Consider the following 18,050-nt stretch of genomic DNA (forward strand, 5'->3'; position numbering starts at 1 on the left):
ACTGTCAAAAAATTAGTTATATAATTCCCTTAAAACCCTTCTTCTTTTCTAACTTTTAATGATGTTTCAATAATCATATCTAATAGTTCGCTATAACTAATTCCCGCCGCTTCTGCACTTTTTGGCAATAAACTTGATTGTGTCATCCCTGGTAATGTATTAATTTCCATTACATATGGAATTCCGTCCTTCACCATCATATCAACTCTTGCATAAACACTACATTTTAATGCTTTATAACAAGCAAGTGACGCTTTATTTACACGTTCATTAATTTCTGCTGGAAGTTCGATAACTTCCTCAACTGTACTAGTATCATCATATTTTGCATTGTAGTCAAAGAACTCGGCTGCATGTCGAATTGAAACTATAGGTAACTGTTTTCCATCCAGAATTGAACATGTAATTTCATCACCTTTTATATACTTCTCAATTACTACTTCAGAATCCCATTCGAATACAGTTTCTAGCATTGAGATCAATTCATTTTTATTATAAACGATTTTCACTCCGACACTCGATCCGCCAGAGTTTGGTTTTACTACTAATGGAAATCCTAACTTATCTAACTCATCAAGATTTAGATCCTCCATTTTTGTAAGTTCAATCCAATCTGGTGTTTCTACACCTTCATAACGTAAAATCTTTTTCGAAATATTTTTATCCATACATATACTGCTAGATAACATATTATTTCCGCTATAAGGAATCCCTAAACTCTCCAGTGTTCCTTGAACTGTCCCATCTTCTCCGTATTTTCCGTGTAACGCGAGCAACGCAAAGTCAATGTCTTTCGCTTTTTCAATTAAATCCACTTTTTCATTTAATGTAATTGGAACTATTTCATACTTATTTTTATCTAAATGAGCAATCATTTCATTCCCCGTCATAATTGAAACTTGTTTTTCAGACGATACCCCGCCCATAATAACACCGATTTTCATTTTCTCAACTCCAAATTTCATTTTTTAATGTATCACCAATTATTTTAATTCCCCGAACTATTTCTTCTTCTTTCAAGCGCGAAAACCCTAATCGGAAAGTGTTCGCTCCTTCTCCATCAGAGTAAAAAACATCTCCAGGTGAAAACGTAACGCCTTTCTCATAACACTTTTGTAAAAGTGTGCGGGCATTCATATGCTCTTCTAGTTCTATAAATAAATGAAGTCCACCATCTCCAGTCATTCTTTTGAAATGAATGTACTGGTTACATGCCCCGACAGCTAACTCATATTTTTTCTTATAAACAGATCTTGCCTTTTTTAAATATTTCTCAAAATATCCCTCATGTAAATATTGAAACAGAACAGCTTGATCTAGCGTAGATGTGTGAATCGTTCTTGCTCTTTTTACGCTTTCTAAATAATGAATCAGCTCTTTATCTGCAATAATCCAGCCTACACGTAAACCAGGGAAAAGTACCTTTGAAAAGCTACTAATATAAATCACATTATTGCCAGCTCCCGCAAAAGTTAATAATGGAGCTAAATGTGAACCTGAATAACGTAATTCTTCATTAAATCCGTCCTCTATAATAGGAACGTTGTATTTTGAGAATAACCTCATCAATTCCGTTCTTTTCTCTGAACTCGTAACAATACCGGTTGGATTATGATAAGAAGGAATTAAATAAGCAAAATCAAAATCTTTTTCACGCAAACTTTTTTCAACTTCATTCGTATCAATACCATCCTCATGCATATCAATCCCATGAACTTCAAGTCCATGTAAACGGAAAAGCTTAAGTGCAGCGTGGTGAGTTGGATTCTCACAAATGACACGACCGGATTTTTTTGATAAAGAAGAGAGTACAATATCCAATCCTTCTGTAAATCCATTTGTAATTAGAATATCTTTATTCGAAATGTCTACACCTTTCATTTCCATGTAATGAAGTAAATAATTCATTAACGGTCTATATCCCTTTGCATATCCGTAGTTCAATACGATGTCTCCTTCAATGGACATACGAGTAAGAAAAGCTCTTTTGAAATTTTCAACATCAAATAGCTTCTCATCTGGGGCTATACTATTAAAAACAATCATTCCCTTTTCCCAACGAACACCATGTTTCATTAAATCTAATTCATCCGCTAATGCGGTCACTGTATTAAGTTTATTTTTCCAATCTATTTCAACAGATGAAGTGTTAGATATATCCACCTTCGCAACAAAGTTCCCTTTTCCTTTAACTGCATAAATGAGTCCTTCTTGCTCTAAATCTGCATAAGCAGCGAGTACAGTGTTTCTACTCACACTTAGTAATTCACTTAGTTCCCTTGTTGATGGGATTTTTTGATCCCCGAGCAAATGCCCTTTCATAATCATCTTCTTCAAATAATCTTTCAATTGAATATAAACAGGACGATCTTTAACAACTTTAAAATCCTTAAACAATTCCTTACCCCCTGCAATCATTTTTGCATATTTATTTCATTCTCAAAAGGTCCACGACATATGTATTTTTTATAAAGGGCGGTACGGTCTTACAAATCTTTTCGATATAAGTTAATTACATCTTTTAAAGCTGCAGCTGCAGCGCCTCGTGGATTAGAAGCCCCACCAATTGTAGTAACTTGTCCCATCGTATCTGTAAAGAACGTAATTCCTTTTTCGGTCCCATTTACTTTTGCTAACGGATGATCTTTCTCTATTTCGCACGGTTCAACATTTAAATTCACATTGCCACCCTCATCCTTATATGTTGATGCTATTAATTTAATAATTTTATGTTGTTCCTTAGCATTTCTAATTTGCTGTTTTGTAACGTGCTCGATTCCTTTTATATGTATATCAGTAAGTGTTTTCTCTGTTTCCATTAAGCTGTTTGTCAAAAGTAACAATTTACACGCACTATCTGAACCACTTATATCTAATATAGGGTTTGTCTCAGCAATTCCTTTATCTTGTGCTTCTTTCAATGCTTCTTCAAATGTCATATCTTCCTCATACATTTTCGTAAGAATATAATTAGTTGTTCCATTTAATATTCCTTCTATTTTTTCAATACTGCAACCGGCTAAACTAAATTGTCCGATATCTAGGGTCGGTAATGCAGCGGCTGTTGCACCGCTATATCGAATTCGTACATTGGCGCCTCTTGCTGCTTCATTTATTTCTCTCCAGTTTGTAACGAGCGCCCCTTTAGAAATTGCTACTATATCCATCTGTTTCTCAATCGCTTGTTTCATATATTGTTTCCCTGGATTTCCATCTTTAAGATTTGTAACTGTTGATTCTACCAATACAGTACCACTTATGCTAGTTGTTGCACGTTCCTTCGGATGATACTCTAAATATTTTTCAATTGCAGCGGTACCGCCACCATACATCAATAAATGATGAAGTGATAAGCCGTCTTCATTATGTATTGCAATATTTCTCCCTAATACGCCACTTACAACTAATTGAATCCCATATGTTTCATATATATATGAATATTTTTCATTTAATAATTTTATAAACTCTCTGCCTACTGTTCCGTATCCTGATAATACAACTTGAATTTTCATAATATCCCCCCATATTTTTCTACCAAATCCCTCTTTCAATATAATATAAAGCGCTCTCGAATTCCATCGAGAGCGCTTTATTATTACCTATTTCGGTAAACGTGATAGCTTTTCAGCAATTGTTCTATAAAACTCTTGAATGCTAGAAAAACCTAATGAGTCTGAAACACTTAATCCTACCATATCGAGATGATCCCAATTCGCTTTCGTTTCGATATGATTCCATTTTCCAATCTGTAATGACCCATTATTATTTACAGCAACATTAGAAGATGGTGCAATCATAGAATTCGTATTTACTACACCATCATTTTGCCACCAAGAAGTATCAACTAACGGACGGTTTTCTTCATATCTCGCATAAGAACCTAAGAAAAATGCATTCCCCATCAACACTTTATTCATCGTAATATGCGGTAAATGTAAACCTGTTATAGGTGCTGCTTGTGATGCATGTCCACTATAGGATAAATAATACACATCTGGTTGCGTCTTTACCCAATTATTTAACTCCTTTGCACCATCTGTACTTAAATCCCATTGACTTATATCTTTTGTATTTTTCCAAAGTGAACTATTTAGAATACGATTACTATATTGGAAAAAGGACTCTCCAGCATTTTTCTTTATACCCCATTGATCCAATTTAAAATCATATAATGATAAATTATTGTTTCCTCCAAAGCTTGCAGCTGTAATGAGTAAATCTTTAACGAACGGTAGCAGAAGACTACCATCCGCAAGTGTTGTACCGTTGTGAGGGGTTGCTAATGTTGTAACACTATGAACATATGATTTTCCGCCTTCAAATAGTGGTGATATTTTGATGTCTGGGTGATTTTTCACATAATTCTTTTCTTCAAAACTACCTTCTTTTAATAGCTGTACTAATGTTCTAATCGTTTGTCCACCCATGCTATGTCCAACTAAATGAACTTTATTTGTTTCACTCCAATTCGGCGCAAAACCACTATAAGTTCTGCCAAAACGATTATGTCCATGTTTCTCAGCATGTACGGCACCATAGTCTACTGTCCCACCGCTAATTTGTGCATACAATTCACATGCACGATCCCAGTTACTAGAAACAGGTCCAACAGCTGCGGTATGTACCGTATAACCATTGCGTTTCAAATCTTCCTGTATATCATGAACACCACCCCAATATTTTACGCCAAGCATTTCTTCTCTACCCCATCCAGCAAATCCATTCACCAATATGATTGGATAATTATTTTGTTGCCTCTCTTCAGCGTATGATATTTTCGCTGCGAATGAACATACGGTCACTAATGCGAAAAAACATATTTTTAAAAATAACTTCCCCATACTTTCTCCCCCTAATAAAACGTTTACATTTTTCTTTTTTAAAAATTAACAGAATACTTTAACAACTTAAACATAATGTAAAGTATTTTATATACGTTGTATATATAGAAAACATATACAAATGTTGATAAATATTAATTCAAGTAAATATTTACTTTTTACAATACAACTTGTAAATCTGTTTATTTGAATTTATAATTAGATATAGTTGCCTCATGTTAAAAAGATTTAAAAACCATAAGAAAACTAATCTCATTGCTTGAAAAGGAGGAAAAAGCATGCAAATCGGATCAAATATTCATACATTATCTCAACCTACTAAAATAACTCCATCTACTCTTGAGCATAATACTATCTCTTCTACTAAACTTGAAAGTAAGAAAATAAATGATCCTATCAAGTTTGATATTCGTTCATCTGAAAAAGAAATGAAACAGCCTGAGCATAAATTTAATGAATTAGATTTATGGAAGATGTTAAAGGATAAAGGTGTTCCCTTATGGATCATCCTTGAAATGCTACAAAAGGCTCGTAAAGAAAAAGAAGCACAAAATAATTCAGTTCAAAATTCAAATGCGATTGAAGAAACGAGTGAGACTCGATTAAATGAAGTAATGTAAAGCATAATAATTGATTTGTCTATAAACTAAAAAGAGTTCGAAGCTGATGAAATTTTTATCAACTTCGAACTCTTTTTTAAGGTTTTTCGCCAATCGTTACAAAGTGAAAAGATACTTCTCCTTCCAAACCTTTAATTAACTTTTTTACTTTGACATTTTCATTAACCAATGTATTATCTGTCGACATTTTAGGTTTTTCGTCACCTAGTGATTTTTTCAAATGAAGAAGATGCATTTTCATTTCATTTGCCTTTATTTCTTTATAAACACTATTTTTTGCTACAATCATATACCATTCCGTTGAATATTTACGATTGTTACCTATCCAAGCATCACTATCGTATGTAACAGGAATCTCTTCCTCTCCTATTTTAATACTTTTCATAGTCTTATTGTCTTCACTTGTAAATAATAGCGCCCCTTCTTTGGGGAATTTCGGTAACGTATCTATAATATAATTGGAGCCATTATCTTGTTTTCGAAAAAGTTTTTCTTTAATCAATGCTTGTGCTGTAGATTCATTTAAAATTAAGACATTTCCATTTCCAACTTCCCCTTTTTTCACAGAAAACACTTCATTTTCTTCCGTAATTTCCTGATAACGATTAATAATTGGTGAAATATTATTTTCATCTCCAATAATTAATACACCGTTTGCAGGAAATGGATTTTCCTTTTTAGAACATGCACTAAAACTTATTAATAATAGTATCGTTAACATAAAAATAGTTAAAGTTCTTTTCATCTCGTTTCCTTTCATCATACAGTTCATTTTTCTACATACTTTATTGTAGTCTTACAAGCTAATAAATTCTATTGCTCCATAACCTTATAAAGCTTTTGCAGATAACGCCAACGGGTTATAAAGAAATATAAAACTTGTATACATATAAATGAAATTAAAATAACGATAGAGCTATTTATGATAGAAAAATCGACTAATTGCTGTAATGCTATATAAGCGACTACAGTATGAATCACTGCAACGACAATTGGTAAAAAGAACATTAATAATAACTGTCTCGTTACAACTTTTTTTAACTCACCTTTACTTAATCCCATTTTCGAAATCATTTTATATTGCTGCTGATCGCGATCCAAATCTGTATATAATCGGAAATAAATAAAACTAGCAGCGAATGTAAAGAAGACGATTCCGACTAAAATACTTACCATAAGTAATAAACCATTCTTTTGCTTTGCTTCCAACAAGTTTAATGTTAAAGCTTCAAAGTAGAAATCTCTGTCCCTAAGATCTTTATCGAATATACTCTTTAATTGATTGGAAATCTCTTTCGTTTTTATCCAATCATCTACAACAAATCCGTAAGTACGATATGGAATTTCTTTATTAACTGGGTCACTAGTAAGAGGCATTCCATCATATACCTGATCTTGAACAGCGATATAAATAGTTCTAGAATCGTGTGGTAAAACTAAATTTTCTACAGCTTTTTTCACATGAAATGTCTTTGTCCAGTCACCTTGAATGACTTCTATATTCTTTTTATACTCGCCATTTTTAAATTCTTGTTTTTGTGATACGACTCCAGGAATTAATAAAATTTCATCTTCTTTTTCAATTTTTTCTTGTTGATAGCCTAGTGCTTTAGCAAGATCGTTGTATTCACTTAACTTCATTACATTTACGCCATTTTCTGTGTATATATATGAAGATGAAGCCATTCGATACGGAATATTAGCATCAGAAAGGTGCTTTTTTATAATAGAAAGATTTTTATTCAATACTTTGTCATTTTCAAGACTTCCATACAAAAATGTATAGGGATTTGTCATCCTTACTAAATCCCTATTTCCAATTGCGGCTGTTGTACCAATTGCTGTAAATGCAACTGCTGAAACAATAGATACTATAAAAAACATCGTTGCATTATCTTTCATACGGTAAATTAATTCAGAAAATGTTAATATATTTGTTCTCTTTAAAAAGAAAGATTCTCTCCTTTTAGCAAGGCGCAATATATACACGCTACACTGTGTATATAAAAAGTACGTTCCTATAATTACTAGGAGCACACCTATTCCAAGCGTAATAAAATTGGTACTTGGTATGAAGCGAAATACTGAAAAATATCCATACCCTATACTAATTAAAGAAAGTAGCGATAATAAAACTGAAGATTTCGGTTCAGGTTTTGGCTTTTCCTCTGCTCGAATAAGTTCCACAAGTTCCGTTACTTTTATCATTTTAAATGTAAATAATGAAACAATTAAAAACAAGAAAAGAAATGTGATAACAGTTAATAATACAGCCCGCACTGGTATATAAAAAGGTAAACCATTATTAATCATTAATACACTTGCACTTATCAATAAGACTAGTTTAGAAAATATGAGTCCAATGAAAATCCCTATACAAATTGAACCAAGTCCAATCAACATATTTTCAATTAATAATAATTTCTTAAGCTGTCTCATTGACATACCTTGCATCATTAAAATGCCAAATTCTTTCTTACGCGTTTTTAAAAACGAACTAACTGAATATAAAATGAAGAAAAATGAAAATACAAAAATCAATCCTTGCGAAACTGAAAATCCCAATGTACCAAATGCACTTATTGTTGCACTTGTCGATTTCAACTCACCTTGTAAATCAGGATGAAATAATAAAAGAGCATACGTAAAGAAAATCATAATAGAAAATGCACTACTTAAAAAATGGGCAGCATATGTACGCTTATTGCGAAAAATATTATTAAATGCGAACTGACGAAAAGTCATGCCTTTTCCCTCCTAACAAAGAAAGGACATCCATAATCTTTTGATAAAAAGTTTGCCTACTTTCACCACAATAAATTTCGTTATATAGTTGACCATCTTTAATAAAGATTACTCGGCTGCAAAAGCTCGCTGCATACGGATCATGTGTAACTAACATCATCGTTGCTTTTTCTTCTTTATTTAGAGTATCCAGCATCTCCATTACATCATTTGAAGATTTAGAGTCCAAGTTCCCTGTTGGTTCATCTGCAAGTAATAATTGCGGCTTATGAACAATTGCACGAGCGATTGCTGTTCTTTGAGCTTGTCCCCCTGATATTTCAAACGTTCTTTTATTCAATATATCTGTAATATTTAACTTCTCTGCAATCTCTTCCAATCGCTTGTTCATTTCTTGCACGGAAACACCATCTAAAGTCATCGGCAATACGATGTTTTCTTTTACAGTAAGTGTGCTAAGAAGATTAAATGATTGAAAAACAAATCCTAATTGTTTTCTGCGGAATAACGCTAATTCTTCTGATGATAATTGAAAAGGATTTGTGCCATTAATAAATATTTCTCCCGATGATGGAGAATCAATAGTAGATACCATATTCAATAACGTTGTTTTTCCGCTACCTGATGGACCCATAATTCCTACAAATTCACCTTCTTGAATTGATAAATCAATATCTACTAATGCTTTATAAGGTACTTTCCCTTTATATACTTTACTAATACTTTTAGCCTGTAAAATTTCCATGTATATTCTCCCTTCATTTCCACTGCTCACTATAAAGTGTAAATAAATTGTCTTACAGCTCATATTGATTCATCTTTCATTTACCTTACACGCTTGTAAGATTTCTAAAAAAACTGACAACATAATTATTTCAAACTAAAATTAACGCATAACTATCTTATAATAATTGTATAGTAGTAGGAAATATAATGTATAATAAATCTTTATTATATAAATGAGAAAAGACCGATTGCTATCGGTCTTTTACTACCAAACGTTATATTTTTATCCACTCAGATTTTCTCAATATATAATGATTATATATTTGATTTTCTATCCTCTGTTGGCTCTTATAAATAAACCCGCATTTTTCAATAACTTTATTTGATGCTACATTGTTAATTAAAGCAATTGCGTTAAGGACATTTAAATTTGTTTCTTTAAACAAATAGTCAATTAAACCTTTAGTCGCTTTTGTAGCATAGCCATGATTTTGATATTCATTTGAGATAGCATACATTATCTCTCTGTTTGGTGAAGGGAGTTCTTCTTTCATACCCGTGCAGCACCATCCAATGAGTTCATTTGTAGCTTTCTTAAATATTCCTAGCTTTAACATATGATTATCTATGTTATTCGTAGTTTTCACTGCATCAAGAAATGCTTTGTTTGCTGGTATTTCATAATCTGCAATCCAATCCACCCTTTGTTCTTTCGTTGATTTTCAGTCTGGTAAAAATTTTGCTATTTCCGGTTGATTTGCTATTTTATAAATACTCTCTGCATCTTTGACCGTAAACTCTTGCAAGTATATATCTCCACAATCTATTTTAAATAACTTAGTGAATCTCTCTTCTCCCATGTTAATCCCCCTTATTTACGTTATAGCTCCTTAATCTGCTTCGTAAGTTCAATAAACCGTTCATCCAGTGCTTTATATTCTTTGTCTTTAGAAGTTAAAAAGCTTAATTTTCCTAATACTTCTTGTCTCTCTGTTTCTAACGTTAAACGTAGCTCTTCAATATCATCTCTTGTTTTAGTAGGTTCTTCTAGCTGCTTTTGTATCGTATTGTTTGAAAACACGAGTTTTGTGTTAGTTGTTTTCTCCAGAAAATATCGATCGTGAGATACAATTACTAATGTTCCGTTATACTCAGCTAATGTATTTTCAAGTTGTTCACGTGAAGGTAGATCCAAGTGATTCGTCGGTTCGTCTAAAATGAGTACATCTTTTTCATCTAAAATATAAGCCATTAGCTTACACTTTACTCTTTCTCCCATACTCATATGCTCAATCGGCTCTTTCCATTGAGACGCTTGGAATCCTAAATGTTTCATTAAATTTTGGACTTTTCCTCTTTCTTCAAACGTCTCTTTAAAAAATAAATTTTCTGGTGTTTTATCAAGCGGTAAATCAAAAACTTCTTGTGTTAAATAGCCGATGTTTGCTGAAGGTGAAATCCATATTTCTCCTTCAGCAGTTTCCGTTCCCATAATCATCTTCAGTAATGTTGTTTTCCCACTACCGTTTGGTCCAACAATCGCAACTTTCTCACCGTGCTGAATTGTAAAATTAACGTTTTCAAATAATACTTTCCCATGAAAGTCTTTTTTTAATTGCTTTACTTCTAAAAAGCGTTTTCCTACTTTTTTGTTCGCTTGAATAGAAAACTCAACTGAATACTCTTCTTTCACACGTTCTACTTTCGTTTTCTCCAGCTCTTTTTCAAGTCGTTTTCGTTTTGACTTCACTTGTGCATCCATTCGCTTCGCTTTTACACGATAGAATTCTTTCACACCTTCTTGTTTTGTAGACTGCGCGTGTGCCTTTTGTGACCATGAACTCAATTCTTTTATATGTGTTTCTACTTGTTCTATCTTTTTTTGTTGTTTTTCATATTCACGCTGCTGCGACTTTCTTTTTTGCTCACGTGCTTTCATGTAGCTCGTATAATTACCACTATGCTCAATTAATTTTTTGTCCTCAATTGACCATATTTTTGTTGCGACAACATCTAAAAAATATCGATCATGCGATACAACGATAACTGTACCTTTCATGTTTTTTATTTGTTTAATGAGAAATCCCGTACTGATCTCATCTAAATGATTTGTCGGTTCGTCTAATATTAAGACATTAGGATTTTCAGCAAATCCTTTTGCTAATCGAATTTTCAGCTTTTCACCACCACTTAAAGTATGAAAATCGTTCGTTGGCACGCCCCATTTCGCAAGAAGTTCTGCTTCTTTTGCAATTACATCATTACTAATAAAAGATTCTATTTCTTGCTCAACATATGCGGTTGTCATATTCATTTGCTGCCATTCAACAATCCCTTTTGAAGGCTCAATCTTTCCATTTATTAATTGAAGTAACGTTGATTTACCAGCACCGTTTTTACCAATTAATCCGATAACATCCCCTTGTTTTACTGTCACATTCATTTTCTCTAACAACATATTTTCTTTTATTTCAACATAAACATCATTTAATTTTAATAGTTCTTTCATAATACCGATCCCTTTCATTAAGGGAGAATAAAAAAATCCTCCCAAATAAATTTGGCAGGATTAGTCGTTAAAATATTTACACCCAAATAAGCTATTACGTAACATAAATAGCAATACCGTTCTATGGAAATTGGGCAGACTAATCCTATTTTTTAGAAATTGAAATTTATTGAATTTCAACATTTAAAAATAAGATTAGTTAATCATCGTCCACCCATCATTCCTTTCTGTCATTAATAACCATATTGTACCATGATAATACTGTATGCGTAAATATTATTATTTGTACTTCAAAAGCAATTATTTTTCTTCAAGTTTATTTTTACAATTTCATGTGCTCATATCTTTAATTTTTACTAATTTGTATCATTTATTCATATGAAAAGTTTTTAAAAAATACAAAACAAGGCTAAAAAACTTATCTCCAACGTTCTTTAGCCTTGATCACTTTTTACACATTAAAAAATATTACTCGTACTACCGTACCTTTATCAACTTCTGAATGGATTTCTACACTATGTCCTAATTGCTTCGTAATTTCATATACGAGATATAGCCCCATTCCTGTTGATTCTTTAAAATCTCTACCGTTTTCTCCTGTAAAGAAAGGTTTGAAGACTCTTGGTAAATCTTGCTTCGGTATACCTACGCCATTATCAGCAATTTCAAGTATAACGGTATTACCTTCCTTACAAGCTTTCACTTTAATCTTTTCTCTACTACCTGATGAATATTTAATCGCATTCGATAGTATTTGCCCAATTAAAAATTGTAACCATTTCGCATCACTTTCTACAGTAATGTCCTTATCAATTTCAAGCTCTGGATATACAAAATTCCGGATAAAGAACCGTTTATGCTCATGTACCGAATCATTCACTATTTTATGTAGTTGTACTCTTTCTACATAAAAATCTTGTGTAAATGCTTCTAAACGTGCGACATACAGAGCCATTTCTAATCCCTTTTTTAATCGATCAGTTTCCTCATTTATACTTTCAAAACGTGAATCTACTTCATCCTGTGTAATTAATTCTATTACAGATAAAGGTGTTTTCATTTGATGAATCCACTGATTCATAAAGGTTAAATGGTCATTATTTTTTCTCTCTTGCATTTGCAGCTGATTTTGATAATGTCGATATTGCACCTCAAGTAGTTCTTGAAGAGCAGCCGATACAGCTGCAAAATCAGATTTTTGAACAGATTCATCCAAAGATTGCATCGGGTTTGCTAAGCGCTCATAAAAAGAACGATGTGTAAAATAACGAAACACTAAATAACTTCCCATAAAGAAAGCCCCTAGAAACATTGCATATAACGCCGTTGTAATATGATTATGCCCATCAAACCAATATACGAGAAATATAGCTAGTAGTTGAATTATAGTAAAGCAAATAAGTGGTATATGATCACGTATAAACAACCTTATCATTTTTCTATACCAGTATCCCAAGTAATATGCAATCTATATCCAACACTACGAATCGTTTCAATCGCACCTTCTATATGTAACGTTTGTAACTTTTTACGCACACGTGTTGTATTTACACTTAATGTATTATCATCAACATAAGATTCGCTATCCCATAATTTATTTAACAACACTTCCCTACTCACAACACGCGGATAATTTTTCATTAATGTCTCTAATAAAATAGCTTCGTTTCTCGTTATATCAATCTCTTCGTTTCTAAGTTTCAATACAAGTCTTTCAGGATATAAACAAAGGCCTTGTTGCTCAATCATTCGCTCTTCTAGTTTCGGTGCATAATCTCCATATGCACGTCTTAAATGACTACGAATTTTCGCCACTACAACTTCATAATGAAAAGGCTTCGGAATAAAATCATCGCCACCATTTTCTAACGCCATAACTTGATCCATCGTACCTTCACGGGCCGAAATGAATAGTATCGGACATGTAGAAACAACGCGAATTTGACGACACCAAAAGTACCCATCAAAACTCGGTAAATTAATATCTAATAAAACTAACTCTGGTTGTTCATCTAAAAAAATGTCTAATACATTTTGAAAGTCCGATACAATAACTCCTTGATAACCATATTTCGCAACATGTTTTGATAATAGTTCTGCAATTTTCATATCGTCTTCTACAATCATAATTTTGACCATTATTGAACTCCTTTTTAATCCACAATCTCAAATATACTTATATAAAATAAATACTACCTCTTTTCACAAAATCCGTAAATTAAAAAAGGATGCTTTTATACAAAAGTATCCTTTTTCGTCCCTTATCTATTTAATATGAAATTTACTAAAAGTAAATCCTAGTTTCTCCACATAATCCATCCCTAATTCCATACGCGCCGTTTTCAACGGATCCACAACTTGGCAAACTTTTAAATTACCTGCTGCCGATAATAAAAGCGTTGCATCAGCTTTAGACATTGCTAATTCTTCATGTAAAAATGTCACCATATTACGTACAGCACGATTTGCTGCATCATCTAGCAATTTTTCTGAAGCAATCGTCATTACTTTTTCTTTTTGAATAGCCATTGGTAGTGGCCATTTTTTCCCTTTTATAATTTGAACTGTTACAGTTACCTCACCAGCAACCTCTACTCCACTAACCCCAATTTCACCATCCCCCATTGCTGCGTGTAAATCACCTAACGCTAATAGTGCTCCTGGGACATTAACTGGTAGTAGTAATGTTGTTCCTTCTTTAATTTCTTTACAGTCCATATTCCCGCCGTGATCATGCGGTGTGCCACATGAAATGCTCTCTTCTTTCGGTGCAATACCAATTACCCCAATCATTGGATTAATCGGGATTTGTAGTTCACTTGAAAACAAAACATGTTCATTATGTATTGGGACAATTTTCACTGTATTTTCATTTAACTCATTCCCTATTACACCAAGGTTTGCACCTGTAGTTAAAACGCCCTGCTCTGCAATTTTAATCTTTTCAATCGTTACGGCTAATATATCGCCAGGTTCTGCTCCTTTAACATATACAGGTCCAGTCGCTGGATTAATTCGGTTCCAATCTAATTCTTGAAACACAACATCTTCAGAATCGATTTGATTTTCAAAGCAATCATATGTTTCAAATACAAGACTGCTCCCAATTTCCACTTCCATACAAGGCTTATTTTCTGGTGACATTGAGTAAATGATATGGTCTTTATGAATTCGATACATAATACCTCTCCCTTTTATATTTATCTACTATTACTAATTAGCTCTTTTTATACAAGCTCCTCTTAAAATTAAATGTTATTTTTATGTAAAAAAGCACGCAGATTGTTTTATAACATACACTCTTTACTATAACAGAAAGGTGGTATCACTATGCCCCTTATTCCATACAACGAAAGTGATGTTGATTTACTAGCTCGTTTAATTCGTGCTGAAGCTGAAGGCGAAGGTCGCCAAGGTGAGGAGTTAGTTGGATGCGTTGTAGTAAACCGTGTATTTTGTGATTGCTTAGATTTTAAACAACTCCGTACCGTACGCGACGCTGTATATCAAAGCCCCGGCGGATTTGAAGCAGTACAATATGGATATTTTTATCAACGCGCTCGTGAATCAGAAAAAGAAATTGCACGAAAAGTTTTACAAGGTGAATGGCGCTGGCCTGCACGATGGGCTCTTTGGTATTTCCGTCCAGTTGGAGCTTGTCCACCTGAATGGTATAATCAGCCATTTGTAGGACAGTTTAAAAGCCATTGTTTTTATGAACCAAGTGGTGATGAATGTCCAAAAATGTATTCACGATAGTAAAAAAGAAAACACCGAAAGTACCTGCTTTTATATATACTTTCGGTGTTTTCTTTTCATTCAAGTAATCTAATAGTAAGATAAAATATTTAACTCCTATAACATTTTATTAATCGAATATTCAACATGTACTGAAGTTTCTTAGACTAATAGAAACCAAATGGTATATAAGAGGTTATCACTAAATAACAACTTTTAGTTTTAATGTATATATTTGTTTATAAAAAAATGATAAACTAATTTACGCATTGGAAAAATTTTATAATGATAAAAAGGGGATCACTATGAAATTACTACGTTTATTTCTCATTCTAACTCTTGTTGTATTATTAAGCGCATGTGGTAATACAGCAGTAAAAGTCACCAAGGTTCAAAAAAACGGCGAAACAACTTTAAACATTGGCTCCCTGAAAGGGTATTACGATGTACAAACGATCAAAACTGAACAAGGAAATGTACAATTTCCTTTTGATGCAACCGTTGAAGAGGGTACAATTTTATTACAAATCACTAAAGACGATAAGGTCATTTACGAAGAAGAAGTCACTTCTCAAAAAGAAGGTTTACTTTCTTTTGAAGCACCAAAATCTGGATCTTATAATTTAATTGTACGCGTAAAGAACGAAAAAGAAAAAGCAAAAGGTATACAAATACATACAAAACTATAAAAAAACGGCAAGCGAATTCTAGCTTGCCGTTTTTATTTCTAACTCAATTTTCATAATATATACTTATCGATTAAACGAATTGTTTTGTGTATACTTCATCTTTATTTACATTCTATATTTAGACATTATTCTTAAAAAATCTTCTAAAATAAAAATTAAGTTATGATTTCCGGAATTTTAGTTTAATTACCTAAAAAAATTCTTTATCGCTTCTAATTGAATTTTGTGACTACACTCATCACAACAATATACCCCTTTTGGTTTTTCTTTAAATCGCTTATATTTTTCACTGCCCTCGTAAACACGAAATATATTCTTACAAGAAAAGCAAACAATCTCATAAAACATCATATGCATTTTCCTCTCCTTGTTTATACACTTTTTTAATCACTTGTGAGAAGGTCATTTTTCTACAGCATAAATTTTAATATCCTTTGACTAAAAGGTTTACCTCTATTCTTATCGAATTATATTAATATCTTATAACGCGAGGTGAACATCTTGTTCAGTAATATAGAATTAGTTTTAGATGCTAAAGCAAGTTTAGCTGAAGGACCATGTTGGAATGAAAAAAAGCAACTTTTATATTGGGTTGATATTATGGAGAGAAAATTATGCATATACAATCCTACCGCTAATACGAACCGAGTAATTGCACTCAATCAACAAATCGGCTGTGTTGTTCCATATTTAGAGGATGTACTACTCTTAGCTATGGAAAAAGGCTTTTATTCTATTAATATAAATACCGAAAAACTGACACATATTTTTGACCCTGAACCACATTTAATAGAAAATCGTTTCAATGATGGAAAATGTGATCCAGCTGGTCGTTTCTGGGCAGGTTCTACAGATACATACGGTATGAATGCTGCAGGTTCCTTGTATTGTTTACATCATAATTTAAGTGTAGAGAAAAAAGTTTCACATGTAAATACATCAAATGGAATTGCTTGGTCACCTGATCATACATACTTTTACTTTATAGATACACCTACTAAAAAAGTGGTTCGCTATCAATATAATATACGTACTGGAGACATTCATAATCCAATTGATGTAATCATTTTCTCTGAAAATGATGGTCTACCTGATGGTATGACAATTGACGAAGACGGCTGTTTATGGATTGCACATTGGGGAGGTTCAAAAATAACTAGATGGAATCCCTCTACTGGAGAAAAAATATTAAGCATTCCAATTCCAGCTTTATATGTAACATCATGTACATTTGGAGGACCTAATTTAACAGATTTATATATCACAACAGCCAGAACAAGAATGACTGATGACGAATTAAAAGAGTATCCACATGCTGGTGGTATTTTTCGAATTCAAACAAATGTTAAAGGCTGTCCCACCTATTCATTTTGCAATAAAAATATTGGGGCTGAAACAATATGAACCGTATCGAATACATAAGACAAGAAGAAAAGAAATATCACGACCTTTGCTATGAACAATATAAACTATTTGAAATTGGCTCTTGGCTGTACAAACCGGTTAAAACAGTTATGGACTTGATGGATCACTTTGAAGGACAAAACAACTTGCAAGTACTTGATCTTGGCTCTGGCATCGGTAGAAATAGCATTCCAATTGCACAAATAATAAAAAATTATAATGGCACTGTTACATGTGTTGATTTACTTGATTCCGCTTTAACAAAGCTAAAAATTTATAGTAAAGAACATGATGTATTCGAGGCTATAAAAACAGAACAAGCAGAAATTGAAAACTATCATATTGACTCTAACGCTTATGATTATATCGTTGCAGTATCAAGTTTAGAGCATGTTAAATCAAAAGAAGATTTTAAAAAAGTGCTCCATTCTATGAAACAAGGGACAAAAAACGGCGGTATTAATTGTTTAATTATTAACTCTAACATACAAGAAATTGTTTTAAAAACGAATGAAGAATTAGAAGCTTTAATTGAAATTAATCTCCCAACTGATGAAATGATACATCTATTAAAAAGTATTTATAAAGGATGGAAAGAAGTAAAAGTTGAAATAAAAGAATTAGCTTATAATATAGTTCGTAATGAAAGACACATTCAATTAAAAACAAATGCTATTACTTTTGCCTTTCAGAAATAATACTATAAAAGGTAAGGATATTTTCTCATATATTCATAGGAATACCCTTACCTTTTATCTTCATAATATTATTTCGTTAT

The 18,050-nt window shown here is 32.5% G+C and carries 17 protein-coding genes and 1 pseudogene; 5 read left to right on the plus strand and 13 right to left on the minus strand.

Going from position 1 to position 18,050, the window contains the following annotated elements; genetic code table 11:
• Positions 1-29: 29 nt before the first annotated feature.
• The 4 genes from AB6801_RS24530 to AB6801_RS24545 all read right to left on the minus strand — a co-directional run bounded on the left by AB6801_RS24530 (position 30) and on the right by AB6801_RS24545 (position 4,841).
• A complete protein-coding gene (locus tag AB6801_RS24530; RefSeq protein WP_097999478.1) occupies positions 30-944 on the minus strand; it encodes a D-alanine--D-alanine ligase in 915 nt (304 codons plus the stop codon).
• A gap of 4 nt (positions 945-948) precedes the next feature.
• Positions 949-2,397 (minus strand): MocR-like pyridoxine biosynthesis transcription factor PdxR, encoded by a 1,449-nt coding sequence (gene pdxR, locus AB6801_RS24535; RefSeq protein ID WP_000471610.1) that lies wholly within the window; start codon positions 2,395-2,397, stop codon positions 949-951.
• Positions 2,398-2,486: 89 nt separating this feature from the next.
• The gene (locus AB6801_RS24540) at positions 2,487-3,512 is read right to left on the minus strand and encodes a homoserine dehydrogenase (protein WP_000701762.1); all 1,026 of its coding nucleotides are present in this window, start codon (positions 3,510-3,512) and stop codon (positions 2,487-2,489) included.
• 87 nt (positions 3,513-3,599) lie between these two features.
• A complete protein-coding gene (locus tag AB6801_RS24545; RefSeq protein WP_000517066.1) occupies positions 3,600-4,841 on the minus strand; it encodes an esterase/lipase family protein in 1,242 nt (413 codons plus the stop codon).
• 278 nt (positions 4,842-5,119) lie between these two features.
• Between AB6801_RS24545 and AB6801_RS24550 the strand changes: the two genes are divergently transcribed.
• Positions 5,120-5,461, plus strand: a complete 342-nt coding sequence (locus AB6801_RS24550; RefSeq protein WP_001165515.1) for a DUF3914 domain-containing protein — start codon at positions 5,120-5,122, stop codon at positions 5,459-5,461.
• Between the two features lie 76 nt (positions 5,462-5,537).
• Here the strand turns inward: AB6801_RS24550 and AB6801_RS24555 are convergent, their stop codons facing one another.
• The 8 genes and pseudogenes from AB6801_RS24555 to AB6801_RS24590 all read right to left on the minus strand — a co-directional run bounded on the left by AB6801_RS24555 (position 5,538) and on the right by AB6801_RS24590 (position 14,621).
• Positions 5,538-6,224, minus strand: coding sequence for a lipoprotein BA_5634 family protein (locus AB6801_RS24555; RefSeq protein ID WP_000975419.1), 687 nt, complete (start codon positions 6,222-6,224; stop codon positions 5,538-5,540).
• Between the two features lie 50 nt (positions 6,225-6,274).
• Entirely contained in the window at positions 6,275-8,206 is a 1,932-nt protein-coding gene (locus AB6801_RS24560) for an ABC transporter permease (RefSeq protein ID WP_000144153.1), read from the minus strand.
• Positions 8,181-8,951, minus strand: coding sequence for an ABC transporter ATP-binding protein (locus AB6801_RS24565; protein ID WP_000404440.1), 771 nt, complete (start codon positions 8,949-8,951; stop codon positions 8,181-8,183). Before AB6801_RS24565 ends, AB6801_RS24560 begins: the two co-directional genes overlap by 26 nt.
• 256 nt (positions 8,952-9,207) lie before the next feature.
• Positions 9,208-9,792: pseudogene (locus AB6801_RS24570) on the minus strand (GNAT family N-acetyltransferase).
• 20 nt (positions 9,793-9,812) lie between these two features.
• Positions 9,813-11,441 (minus strand): ribosomal protection-like ABC-F family protein, encoded by a 1,629-nt coding sequence (gene abc-f, locus AB6801_RS24575; protein WP_002103136.1) that lies wholly within the window; start codon positions 11,439-11,441, stop codon positions 9,813-9,815.
• A 451-nt stretch (positions 11,442-11,892) separates the two neighbouring features.
• The gene (locus AB6801_RS24580; RefSeq protein WP_002103134.1) at positions 11,893-12,876 is read right to left on the minus strand and encodes a sensor histidine kinase; all 984 of its coding nucleotides are present in this window, start codon (positions 12,874-12,876) and stop codon (positions 11,893-11,895) included.
• Entirely contained in the window at positions 12,873-13,580 is a 708-nt protein-coding gene (locus tag AB6801_RS24585; RefSeq protein ID WP_370941202.1) for a winged helix-turn-helix domain-containing protein, read from the minus strand. Before AB6801_RS24585 ends, AB6801_RS24580 begins: the two co-directional genes overlap by 4 nt.
• Before the next feature lie 126 nt (positions 13,581-13,706).
• Positions 13,707-14,621, minus strand: a complete 915-nt coding sequence (locus AB6801_RS24590) for an acetamidase/formamidase family protein (protein WP_000285663.1) — start codon at positions 14,619-14,621, stop codon at positions 13,707-13,709.
• A gap of 150 nt (positions 14,622-14,771) precedes the next feature.
• Here AB6801_RS24590 and AB6801_RS24595 point away from each other — a divergent pair, with 150 nt between their 5' ends.
• Together AB6801_RS24595 and AB6801_RS24600 are read left to right on the plus strand one after the other, a co-directional pair.
• A complete protein-coding gene (locus AB6801_RS24595; protein WP_001128398.1) occupies positions 14,772-15,200 on the plus strand; it encodes a cell wall hydrolase in 429 nt (142 codons plus the stop codon).
• A gap of 284 nt (positions 15,201-15,484) precedes the next feature.
• Positions 15,485-15,868 (plus strand): BA_1872 family lipoprotein, encoded by a 384-nt coding sequence (locus AB6801_RS24600; protein ID WP_000771814.1) that lies wholly within the window; start codon positions 15,485-15,487, stop codon positions 15,866-15,868.
• A 186-nt stretch (positions 15,869-16,054) separates the two neighbouring features.
• On the opposite strand, the gene AB6801_RS24605 is transcribed toward AB6801_RS24600, so the two are convergent.
• Complete coding sequence (locus AB6801_RS24605) at positions 16,055-16,225, minus strand: DUF2197 domain-containing protein (RefSeq protein ID WP_000551046.1); 171 nt, start codon at positions 16,223-16,225, stop codon at positions 16,055-16,057.
• 144 nt (positions 16,226-16,369) lie between these two features.
• Between AB6801_RS24605 and AB6801_RS24610 the strand changes: the two genes are divergently transcribed.
• Positions 16,370-17,272, plus strand: coding sequence for an SMP-30/gluconolactonase/LRE family protein (locus tag AB6801_RS24610; protein WP_097861963.1), 903 nt, complete (start codon positions 16,370-16,372; stop codon positions 17,270-17,272).
• Entirely contained in the window at positions 17,269-17,970 is a 702-nt protein-coding gene (locus tag AB6801_RS24615; protein ID WP_001079537.1) for a class I SAM-dependent methyltransferase, read from the plus strand. The genes AB6801_RS24610 and AB6801_RS24615 overlap by 4 nt, the downstream gene beginning before the upstream one ends.
• Positions 17,971-18,050 lie beyond the last annotated feature (80 nt).

The sequence above is a fragment of the Bacillus sp. RCC_6_1 genome, from assembly GCF_041360755.1.
Lineage (GTDB): Bacteria > Bacillota > Bacilli > Bacillales > Bacillaceae_G > Bacillus_A > Bacillus_A cereus.